General features: G+C 52.4%; 17 protein-coding genes. 6 read left to right on the top strand and 11 right to left on the bottom strand.

Going from position 1 to position 6,492, the window contains the following annotated elements; genetic code table 11:
* Positions 1–137: 137 nt before the first annotated feature.
* The 11 genes from AK963_RS24215 to AK963_RS24170 all read right to left on the bottom strand — a co-directional run bounded on the left by AK963_RS24215 (position 138) and on the right by AK963_RS24170 (position 4,233).
* Entirely contained in the window at positions 138–410 is a 273-nt protein-coding gene (locus AK963_RS24215) for a hypothetical protein (RefSeq protein ID WP_066017963.1), read from the bottom strand.
* A gap of 11 nt (positions 411–421) precedes the next feature.
* Positions 422–799: a hypothetical protein gene (locus AK963_RS24210; RefSeq protein WP_066017962.1), complete on the bottom strand. Its 378-nt coding sequence runs from the start codon at positions 797–799 to the stop codon at positions 422–424.
* 197 nt (positions 800–996) lie between these two features.
* Positions 997–1,380 carry a hypothetical protein gene (locus AK963_RS24205; RefSeq protein ID WP_066017961.1) on the bottom strand — a complete coding sequence of 128 codons (384 nt, stop codon included), beginning with the start codon at positions 1,378–1,380 and terminating at the stop codon, positions 997–999.
* Positions 1,377–1,622 carry a hypothetical protein gene (locus tag AK963_RS24200; RefSeq protein WP_066017960.1) on the bottom strand — a complete coding sequence of 82 codons (246 nt, stop codon included), beginning with the start codon at positions 1,620–1,622 and terminating at the stop codon, positions 1,377–1,379. Before AK963_RS24200 ends, AK963_RS24205 begins: the two co-directional genes overlap by 4 nt.
* Positions 1,619–1,813, bottom strand: a complete 195-nt coding sequence (locus AK963_RS32420; protein ID WP_139117626.1) for a hypothetical protein — start codon at positions 1,811–1,813, stop codon at positions 1,619–1,621. Before AK963_RS32420 ends, AK963_RS24200 begins: the two co-directional genes overlap by 4 nt.
* Positions 1,810–2,007 (bottom strand): hypothetical protein, encoded by a 198-nt coding sequence (locus tag AK963_RS24195; RefSeq protein ID WP_066017959.1) that lies wholly within the window; start codon positions 2,005–2,007, stop codon positions 1,810–1,812. The genes AK963_RS32420 and AK963_RS24195 overlap by 4 nt, the downstream gene beginning before the upstream one ends.
* Positions 2,008–2,024: 17 nt before the next feature.
* Positions 2,025–2,468, bottom strand: a complete 444-nt coding sequence (locus AK963_RS24190; protein ID WP_066017958.1) for a hypothetical protein — start codon at positions 2,466–2,468, stop codon at positions 2,025–2,027.
* Positions 2,469–2,525: 57 nt separating this feature from the next.
* Complete coding sequence (locus AK963_RS24185; RefSeq protein WP_066017957.1) at positions 2,526–2,855, bottom strand: DUF2958 domain-containing protein; 330 nt, start codon at positions 2,853–2,855, stop codon at positions 2,526–2,528.
* 98 nt (positions 2,856–2,953) lie between these two features.
* Complete coding sequence (locus AK963_RS24180) at positions 2,954–3,205, bottom strand: hypothetical protein (RefSeq protein ID WP_066017956.1); 252 nt, start codon at positions 3,203–3,205, stop codon at positions 2,954–2,956.
* A complete protein-coding gene (locus AK963_RS24175; protein ID WP_066017955.1) occupies positions 3,202–3,624 on the bottom strand; it encodes a hypothetical protein in 423 nt (140 codons plus the stop codon). Before AK963_RS24175 ends, AK963_RS24180 begins: the two co-directional genes overlap by 4 nt.
* A gap of 72 nt (positions 3,625–3,696) precedes the next feature.
* Positions 3,697–4,233, bottom strand: a complete 537-nt coding sequence (locus AK963_RS24170; protein ID WP_066017954.1) for a hypothetical protein — start codon at positions 4,231–4,233, stop codon at positions 3,697–3,699.
* Positions 4,234–4,672: 439 nt separating this feature from the next.
* On the opposite strand from AK963_RS24170, the gene AK963_RS24165 reads away from it, so the two are divergent.
* The 6 genes from AK963_RS24165 to AK963_RS24140 all read left to right on the top strand — a co-directional run.
* On the top strand, positions 4,673–5,269 hold the full coding sequence (locus AK963_RS24165) for a hypothetical protein (RefSeq protein ID WP_238593835.1): 597 nt from the start codon (positions 4,673–4,675) through the stop codon (positions 5,267–5,269).
* Positions 5,270–5,285: 16 nt separating this feature from the next.
* A complete protein-coding gene (locus tag AK963_RS24160; RefSeq protein ID WP_066017952.1) occupies positions 5,286–5,525 on the top strand; it encodes a DUF3310 domain-containing protein in 240 nt (79 codons plus the stop codon).
* Entirely contained in the window at positions 5,522–5,800 is a 279-nt protein-coding gene (locus AK963_RS24155; protein ID WP_066017951.1) for a hypothetical protein, read from the top strand. Before AK963_RS24160 ends, AK963_RS24155 begins: the two co-directional genes overlap by 4 nt.
* On the top strand, positions 5,797–6,051 hold the full coding sequence (locus AK963_RS24150; RefSeq protein ID WP_066017950.1) for a hypothetical protein: 255 nt from the start codon (positions 5,797–5,799) through the stop codon (positions 6,049–6,051). The genes AK963_RS24155 and AK963_RS24150 overlap by 4 nt, the downstream gene beginning before the upstream one ends.
* Positions 6,038–6,259 (top strand): hypothetical protein, encoded by a 222-nt coding sequence (locus AK963_RS24145; RefSeq protein ID WP_066017949.1) that lies wholly within the window; start codon positions 6,038–6,040, stop codon positions 6,257–6,259. The genes AK963_RS24150 and AK963_RS24145 overlap by 14 nt, the downstream gene beginning before the upstream one ends.
* A gap of 3 nt (positions 6,260–6,262) precedes the next feature.
* A partial coding sequence (locus AK963_RS24140) for a hypothetical protein (protein ID WP_139117625.1) occupies positions 6,263–6,492 on the top strand: 230 nt, incomplete at its 3' end.

Raw genomic sequence — 6,492 nt, 5'->3', positions numbered from 1 at the left:
GCTGCTTGTACTGCTTGATGTAGGTGAACGACTCGCTGAAATCGTACTGTGCCCTGGCGCAGTCGTAGAAGCAGGTCAGTTCTATGTTGAGTCCCGTTGAACTCATGTCGAAGTTATTCTTGTACATGGGGGTCTCCTTATAGGTGTTGACGCAGGTTGTCCACGTCCCTGTCGAACTCGTTGTTGCAGTCCCTTAATGGTCTGTGTAAACCGCTCATGTCATGAGCGATAGCGATGAGGATTTGTCGCGGGAGCTTGGTTCCCGTGTGTCTCTGGCTGAAGTCGATAGCGCCTGACCTGAACAGGTGATCAAGCCTGCCGTCCTTGTCGAAGATGTGTCGCTCGAAGTACTTAAACAGGTCATACACCTCACGACGCAGGTCTTCACGGTGTTGTTTCTCGTTGCTCATGGTTGCTCTCCTTACGTGTGGCTTGACCACGTTCTGTCGTCGTTGTTCATGTGATGACCACCGACAATGCGGCCACCGTTGGCGTAGTAGTTGCCGAAGTAGACGGCGTTGTCTCTGTTGTCGTAGCGAACCACGACGTAATGGCTGTTGTTGATGTTGCGGCTGTACCAGTTAGTCATGTCTCGGATGTATGCGCCGCCGTTGTAGGAGCGGAGGAACTGGTCGAACTCGTCGGGATCGTGGACAGCAAGGAAAGAGCTGCCGTCACCGAACGGGTCGTACTCTGGCGAGAGCATGTCAGGACGGATGAACCGTACTTCAGGTGGGGTGTCGCTGGTTGAGCCGAGGCTCATGTTTTGAACGAAGTCTTTCAAACGTATGAGGATCATGACGATCTCCTTTTCGTGGTTGCACAAAAAAGCCAGACCGTATTTGATCTGGCTGAGAGGGTTCCCCTAATCCCGTGGGTGAATGCCAATCCGACCCAGTGAGGTGGGATCAGGGGAAAACTGAGAATTTGGTAAGGGGGTTTCCCCTAATAGCGCGGGCGGGTGTGAGTGTGTTCCCGAACAACGAACGTCGTGGATCAGGAGTTGGTGGTAGGTTCGTCCCAGTTGATAGGCTCTCCTTTCACGTACTCGATGATCTGTTCGATGAACTTGCTGGGGTCAGTGATGTTTGCGCTGTCACGCATGACTCTCAGCACGTAATCAGTGATGTCGTTGGCATTCTCGTCGAGGACTCTACCTGTGTCCGTGAGCAGGACACGCAGCGGGTAGAAATCCACCTCGTCGTCGCCCTCTTCACGTTCACCGGCTGCGATCTGTTCGCGGTAGTGGTTTACCAAGTCCTGAATTTCTTCTTCGACTTCCTCCTTGCTTGCGTGGATGTAGACGCCAATCTCTGACATCGAGAATGAATCCCCGCACAAGGCGGGGATGACTTCGAACCATGCGGGTTTGATTTTCATTCGTCATCCTCCATGACTTTGTTGATGATGGATTCCATCGAGAAACCAATCAGGTGGATCATCGTATCGTTGATGATCTTTTTGTTTTCATCACTACTACCGAGCCACCACATGAACATACGATTCATGCTCTTTGGCCCCTCGGTATCGTTCACTACACAGTCATAAATGTGATCCCATAAGGTGCTGTCCCAGTGGTCGGCTTCGATAGCTGATTTGAGTTGTTCGATTTTTTGTTTCATTCTTCGTCCACCTCTACGTCAGTCAGTGTGTAAACTTCACACCATTTTTTGTGGCAGTCGTCGCATTCTGCGTTGTAGTACTGGCCTGTGCTGTGATAATCGCCTGCTATGACAGATAACTCAGAGCTTCCACAATACGGGCAGTAACGCCCTCTATTTGCGATGTATTCTTTCTTTTGTTGGTCGTTCATAAGTACCCTCCAAAGTCTTCGAGTTTTGTCAGTCGGTATTTCGTGGCGTAGTACTCGACGCATTCTTCGGGTGCTTCGCCAGCTTCGTAGGAGTCCTTGAGCCTGCGATAGTCGCCCGTTACCTCACGGGCTTCGATGTTGTAGGTCTTCAAGGCGTAGTCGTTGGCTTGCTTGAGCCATTGTGTGAAGGTCATTTGTTGTTCTCCTTGTTTCAAGACCAGAGGGTCACGTACCTGTGTCTGCGAAGGGACTCTAGCGTGATCCAGTCAGGCTGATTCAATGCGTTGAGTAACTCTCCGATTTGAAGTTCTTCAAGGTCGTTGATGTCGATGATCGCGGCTGCGTCACCTTCCTTGGTGTAACAGGGCAGGTTATCCATAACCCAGTCCAGCACATCGAGGTGAACTTGATATGTGTCAGGGCAAGGTGTGAAGGGTTTAAACTCGCAAGCCTTGTCATCAAGTAACAGATGCTTGGTTTCGTAAAGTTCGGATTGATAGTTTTCGCCCACCAGATAACAGAACGAATCTACGTAAGGCCATTGTTTTGCTACGTGATTCAGGTAATAAACATTACCTTGGGTGAAAGGTTGATCGGCATCGGAGCGAGTACAGATCAGGGCTTGTCCGTTGTGAATGTGTTCTTGTTTTAACATGATGTGTTCCTCTTGTTGTCGTATCAGTCAATATCACAGTGCAGTAGTTGGCAAATGTCAGACGTGTCCTCCTGCCTTGATGGTGTCGATGATCTTCCTGAGTGGGCGTGGCTTGAAGTTGATGTCACGTTCGATGGACATACCGAAAGGGAGCGTGACGCTCTGGAGTTCAGCCAGTGAGACCGTGCCGCACTCGGCGAACATGGGATTGCCGTCGGTGACGAAGGCCATGAAGATGTCGTCGTCGAGACGTTCGTAGACGTACCATGTGTGGCTACCGCAGGGGTTGAACCACTTGCAGATGACGGTGATGTCGTCGATGGGTGTTTGTGACAAGTCGCCGGTCTTGGCGAACTGGTTTTCGATGGCTTTTGTGAGTAGTTTCATGGTGTTGTCCTCCGTGGACGTTTGTTTTGGGCACAAAAAAACCAGACCGATTGATCTGGCTGATGGATTTCCCCTAAGAACATGCGCGGGTGCTCGTGTTAGATGTAACCCAGCTCTCTCATTGCTTCCTCGTACTTGTCCGAGAGTGATATGTCACGCAAACCCAGCAGGTAGGCGAGTTGGGCGATCATGATCGTTATCTCTGGCGGACAGTCGTCAGCTTCGAGGGCGATGTTGTTCTCTTGGCAGTAGACAATCGCTTCGTGGATGTTGCGGGCGATGAGTTGACGGTTGACCGCGCCGTCGTAGCAGGCACGAGCCGCACCTTGGAATTGTTGTGGTAGTTTCATAGTGTTTCTCCTGTGTTGAAGTCCCATTCGTGCAGTGGATTACTCGCGTCCATATCCTCGCCTGCTTCGTCAGCACCGAGCAGGTAGACGGCGTTGTCGCTGTGTTCCCATAACATGAGCGCCTCGCTGTAGTCGTGGCCTCGTAGCTCGATGAGCAAAGCGTCAGGGTGATCGTCGGTGATGTTGATACATGCGTCCTCTGGCCAGTCACGTTCAGACTTGAATGTCCTGATGTCACGGGTGTTGTAGTGACCGTCACCATCGAGCGGCGCGAGGCTGAACCATACGCCGTCATGCTGTGTTGACTTGATGGCCACGTACCAGCCATACCACCAGAGTTCGCACACGTCGAAGACGCAGTACGCCTGCTGGATGGTGTTGTGGATGTTCGTCAGACGAACGAGTGAGATGTTTTTCATAGCGCGTTACCTCGCATTTTTCGTGGACAAAAAAAATCCCCGCACGAGGCGGGGAGTGGTTACGCAGGTGGATTACCCGAACACTGCGAGCAGTTTGTCCAGCTTGGCTTCAAGCGCGTCGATTCGTGCGTCTGCACTCACGGGCTTGGCTTGCTCAGGCTCGACGAGACCGAGACGACGCTCGGCTTCACGCAGGTTCGCGACCTTGAGCGGGTCTTTGATCATGCCCTTGTTCATGCGGGTGATCGCGGCCTTGGTGGTGCGTGAGTCCATGAGTTTCATGACGTCAGCCTCGACGAAGGCGACGGTCAAGCCGTCGAGCTGTGCGTGGTTCGCACTTGGCTTCGTGGCTTTGCGCTTCGTGGATTTCTTGGGCTGCTGCGGAGCAGCAACACCGGCGATCGCGTTGATCTCATCGCGCAGGGTGGCGATGGGCTTGCCGGTCATGGCTTCGAGCGCCTTCAGGCTCGGGAACGTGGGCTTGCGACCCTTGGCTACGCGCTTTGCGCCGTTCTGGAGCATGTGCTCGACGGCAACGGTCTGGTCAACCTCGCCTGACTGCACGAGTGCGGTGATTTCTTTCGCGGTTTTGCCGTGTAAATTTTCCATGGGAATAACCTCTCTGGTTTGCCGGAATTGGCACAGTGGTTTCCCCTATATATGCGCGTGAAACATAGTTGTTTTTACTGTGAACACTCTCACGAAGCGAAAAATCATCTGTCACGACGCGCACACGTTACTACTGCACTTCGTACGAAGCGGTTTTTGGTAGGAAAAACAAGGGGTTATGAAATGTGAGTGAGTACTAACGTATTTTTTAACCGCAAACTGTTACAATGTAACATATAAATTTTTGTTTATATGAACCGTATCTAGGTTCCGAGCATTGTTTAAAATCAATGACTTAAAAAAAGTGGACGACCGGACAAAGAAAAAGCCATACAAGAAAGGGGGGGGGCAGGGTCGTTTCGCCGTTAGGAGTCCCAGGAATTTCCACTTTCCGACCCCGCGACAATTTTTAGCAAATTTCAAAAACAGGTCTAAAAAAATGCCGCACGTAAAACCAGAAGACATCGGCCCGATCAACTTACCGGACGAGAACACCGAGACGCCTCAACAACCTGGCGACACAATCAAACTCCCTTACCGCGAATCCCGCTACAAACAGTCCCAGCAATCCCGCAAAGCCAAGAATCGCGACAAAACCGGACGCAAGGGCCGCAAAACCATCTCCGAAAACAACAGCAAAGCCCTTCTCGAAAAACGAAAACTCGACATCGAAGAGAAACAGCGCAAGCTCGACCAGCAAAAAGCCAACGAGGAACACGTCGCCAAGCAAATGATGGCCGTACAAGCCCGTCTTCTGGCCAGACCCGTATCTCCCGAAGACGTTGCCCGCATTCGTACCGACCTCCATAACATCGTCGTCAGCGAAACCGAACGCGCCCGCCTCTTCCTCGAAGGAAAGTCCGAGTGGAACAGCAATCAAGTCCGCCTCTACGGCATGTTGCTCAATAAAGTCATGCCGGATTTATCCCAGAAGTTCACCGAGGTCTCTATCGAACACCGCAAAGTCGATGAACTCTCCCGCGACGAACTCGAAGCCATCATCGCCGAAGCCGAGGTCGTCCCAGACGACGAATAACCCAGGAGAACCTGTCATGGACGACAACGTAAATCACCCGAAGCACTACACCCGCCACCCCTCTGGCATCGAATGTATCCAGATCACCGAACACATGGGCTTCAACCTGGGGAACTGCCTCAAATACCTCTGGCGATGCGACCTCAAGCACGATGCCATCGAAGACCTGCACAAAGCCCGCTGGTATCTCGACCGCGAAATCCAGAAACGGGAACGAAAAAAACTACAAGAAACCGCACAGGTACCGGCACCATGAACACCGACATCACTCGCGACATCATCGAAGAACAACTCGCCTCCATGGGCGTCGTCGCCACTCTCTTCGACGGCCTTGAAGCAGCCCTGGTTGGCTTCGTGGATACCGGAACCGAACAATGGATCGCCATCTACGACGAGGAAGCCTGCCTTGAAGTCTTTGAGTCCCAGGGCATGACCTACGAAGACGCCATCGAATACTTCGAGTTCAACGTCCGTAACTGCCACACCGGCGATTACACCCCTCAATTCATCACGCCGGTCAGACGCTCATGAAAACCATCATCCACGTCAACCAGCACGTCATAAAAAGCAACCACAAGCACGACGAGCGGGAACCTCCGCTCACCGTCAAGACCTACAAGGACAACACCTACGCCCATCAAGTCCACATCTCTGGCCCATGCGACATTATCTACAGCCCAGACAAGCCCCTCTCATGCGGTGCCCGCGTCTGGATACAAACCGAATCCGAAGTTATCCCCATCAAACTCTCCACACAGGAACACGACCATGACCGTCATTAACCGCGAGAAGAACGGCATTCCCTCAAGCCTTACCCCTGAAGAGTTCGGCCAGCACATGAACATGCTCAACCTGGACGACATTCCGCCAGAACGCCGGAAAATGGCCATCATCGACCACATGATGCGGGTAGCAGCCAGCAACATCACTGACCCGATGGCCGCCGCCGAACTTTCTCAGGCGTGGCTCTCCCGTAAAGCCAAACGGTAACGCATGAAAATCAGCCGCAAGGATGCAGCGAAACACCTCCTGAAACTCCGTGCCGCCGAGGAATCCTACCTCGGCTACATCAATCTCAGGTACCCCGACTTCGAGCTAACAAACTTCCAGAAGCTCATCATCCTTGCCCTTGATCTGGCCGAGAAAGGTCAACTCAAATCCGACTTCATCGACGTACACGTCCACGGCAAGGCACCCAACCCCGAGGCAAAACCCACACGTAA

Origin of the sequence: Endozoicomonas atrinae (assembly GCF_001647025.1) — a bacterium.
GTDB lineage: Bacteria > Pseudomonadota > Gammaproteobacteria > Pseudomonadales > Endozoicomonadaceae > Endozoicomonas > Endozoicomonas atrinae.
This window is presented reverse-complemented; position numbering and strand designations above follow the sequence as displayed.

Bases quoted from the DNA above. Each gene is read 5' to 3' on its own strand.
- AK963_RS24215 (WP_066017963.1), bottom strand. From the start codon at position 410: ATGAGCAACGAGAAACAACACCGTGAAGACCTGCGTCGTGAGGTGTAT.
- AK963_RS24210 (WP_066017962.1), bottom strand. From the start codon at position 799: ATGATCCTCATACGTTTGAAAGACTTCGTTCAAAACATGAGCCTCGGC.
- AK963_RS24205 (WP_066017961.1), bottom strand. From the start codon at position 1,380: ATGAAAATCAAACCCGCATGGTTCGAAGTCATCCCCGCCTTGTGCGGG.
- AK963_RS24200 (WP_066017960.1), bottom strand. From the start codon at position 1,622: ATGAAACAAAAAATCGAACAACTCAAATCAGCTATCGAAGCCGACCAC.
- AK963_RS32420 (WP_139117626.1), bottom strand. From the start codon at position 1,813: ATGAACGACCAACAAAAGAAAGAATACATCGCAAATAGAGGGCGTTAC.
- AK963_RS24195 (WP_066017959.1), bottom strand. From the start codon at position 2,007: ATGACCTTCACACAATGGCTCAAGCAAGCCAACGACTACGCCTTGAAG.
- AK963_RS24190 (WP_066017958.1), bottom strand. From the start codon at position 2,468: ATGTTAAAACAAGAACACATTCACAACGGACAAGCCCTGATCTGTACT.
- AK963_RS24185 (WP_066017957.1), bottom strand. From the start codon at position 2,855: ATGAAACTACTCACAAAAGCCATCGAAAACCAGTTCGCCAAGACCGGC.
- AK963_RS24180 (WP_066017956.1), bottom strand. From the start codon at position 3,205: ATGAAACTACCACAACAATTCCAAGGTGCGGCTCGTGCCTGCTACGAC.
- AK963_RS24175 (WP_066017955.1), bottom strand. From the start codon at position 3,624: ATGAAAAACATCTCACTCGTTCGTCTGACGAACATCCACAACACCATC.
- AK963_RS24170 (WP_066017954.1), bottom strand. From the start codon at position 4,233: ATGGAAAATTTACACGGCAAAACCGCGAAAGAAATCACCGCACTCGTG.
- AK963_RS24165 (WP_238593835.1), top strand. From the start codon at position 4,673: ATGCCGCACGTAAAACCAGAAGACATCGGCCCGATCAACTTACCGGAC.
- AK963_RS24160 (WP_066017952.1), top strand. From the start codon at position 5,286: ATGGACGACAACGTAAATCACCCGAAGCACTACACCCGCCACCCCTCT.
- AK963_RS24155 (WP_066017951.1), top strand. From the start codon at position 5,522: ATGAACACCGACATCACTCGCGACATCATCGAAGAACAACTCGCCTCC.
- AK963_RS24150 (WP_066017950.1), top strand. From the start codon at position 5,797: ATGAAAACCATCATCCACGTCAACCAGCACGTCATAAAAAGCAACCAC.
- AK963_RS24145 (WP_066017949.1), top strand. From the start codon at position 6,038: ATGACCGTCATTAACCGCGAGAAGAACGGCATTCCCTCAAGCCTTACC.